This is a genomic window from Streptomyces sp. XM83C (assembly GCF_023072675.1).
GTDB classification, from domain to species: domain Bacteria; phylum Actinomycetota; class Actinomycetes; order Streptomycetales; family Streptomycetaceae; genus Streptomyces; species Streptomyces thermocoprophilus.
Genome location: NZ_JALLGL010000673.1, coordinates 1 through 396 on the forward strand (window position 1 = coordinate 1; position 396 = coordinate 396).

At 69.4% G+C, this 396-nt stretch carries 1 protein-coding gene; it reads right to left on the reverse strand.

Translation table 11 applies throughout. The features are described from left to right. Positions 1-2 precede the first annotated feature (2 nt). Positions 3-362, reverse strand: coding sequence for a chorismate mutase (locus MTQ10_RS31025; protein WP_247474162.1), 360 nt, complete (start codon positions 360-362; stop codon positions 3-5). Positions 363-396 lie beyond the last annotated feature (34 nt).

A 396-nucleotide genomic window follows, 5' to 3' on the forward strand; every position in this document is an offset into this window, starting at 1 on the left:
GGTCAGGTGGTGGTGTCGGTGGGGGTGGGGGTGGTGCCGTTGGTGGCTTCGGCGATGCGTTCGTGGTGGCGGATGACTTCGGCGACGATGAAGTTGAGGAATTTCTCGGCGAAGGCGGGGTCGAGGTGGGCGCTTTCGGCGAGGGCGCGCAGGCGGGCGATCTGGCGGGCCTCGCGTTCGGGGTCGGCGGGTGGGAGCCGGTGGGCGGCTTTGAGGTGGCCGACTTGCTGGGTGCATTTGAAGCGTTCGGCGAGCATGTGGACGACGGCGGCGTCGATGTTGTCGATGCTCTGGCGGAGGCGTGCCAGCTCGGCGCGGACGGCCGGGTCGATGTCGCCGGTTCCGGTGTTGCTGGTGGTCATGGCGGTTCACCCTAGTGTGCGGGCGGGTGCGGGG